Source organism: Bremerella sp. JC817 (assembly GCF_040718835.1).
Taxonomy (GTDB): Bacteria; Planctomycetota; Planctomycetia; order Pirellulales; family Pirellulaceae; genus Bremerella.
Genome location: NZ_JBFEFG010000135.1, coordinates 1 through 678 on the forward strand (window position 1 = coordinate 1; position 678 = coordinate 678).

A 678-nucleotide genomic window follows, 5' to 3' on the forward strand; every position below is an offset into this window, starting at 1 on the left:
GCGCCTGACTACGATATTCCGATCAACGCCCCCTATCGCGACTTGACCGAAAAGCAAGTCAACTTGATTGTCGAAGGGGTTCCGTTACCGCTCAGCGGGATGACCAGCGAGAACTACAGCAGCCTCAGCACGCTCGGCAAAACGTGGGCGCCACTTTTCCGACTCGCTTGCGCACTACTCGCGACGCTGTTGTTGAAGGGAGACTTCAACCCCAGCCCAAGCACCGCCGAATGCACCTAAGGCGCCACCCAGTAGCGCGCCGATCATCGTTCCGATGACCGCGAGATGACCAACAGACGCCGGACGATGTCGTCGACCACATCGCCAGCCGTCATTCGCTGACCAGCCGCCGGAGAGGCCTGATATTGATGGAGCAAACGCTTCATCAGCCGAACTGGCCACGATCAAGCTGTGGATCGAAGAAGGTGCCGACTTCGATTGGCAGAACGATTCGACCGAGGAAGGTGAAACCGAAGCCAATATGCCGGTCGCCGACACCTGAGCAGAAAAGCAGCCGATGCCCCAGGGACAGCCAACTGACTGGGAAGATTCAGCCATCCGCGGCTGATACCATCAACGGCTTCGGCTTGCTGGTGGGTGGTTTTCTGATTGTTTACTTCGGTCTGCAAGCAGTCGGTGGCGATGGCATCTTCTCCGCTTTGAACACGATGCAGGAAG

Annotated in this window: 3 protein-coding genes; 2 read left to right on the forward strand and 1 reads right to left on the reverse strand. The window is 57.8% G+C overall.

Going from position 1 to position 678, the window contains the following annotated elements; genetic code table 11:
• Positions 1 to 240: hypothetical protein (locus tag AB1L30_RS00625; RefSeq protein ID WP_367011415.1), on the forward strand; the 240-nt coding region annotated here is incomplete at its 5' end.
• A 23-nt stretch (positions 241 to 263) separates the two neighbouring features.
• Here AB1L30_RS00625 and AB1L30_RS00630 read toward each other — a convergent pair.
• The gene (locus AB1L30_RS00630) at positions 264 to 386 is read right to left on the reverse strand and encodes a hypothetical protein (protein WP_367011416.1); all 123 of its coding nucleotides are present in this window, start codon (positions 384 to 386) and stop codon (positions 264 to 266) included.
• A gap of 78 nt (positions 387 to 464) precedes the next feature.
• Between AB1L30_RS00630 and AB1L30_RS00635 the strand changes: the two genes are divergently transcribed.
• Positions 465 to 678: hypothetical protein (locus AB1L30_RS00635; protein ID WP_367011417.1), on the forward strand; the 214-nt coding region annotated here is incomplete at its 3' end.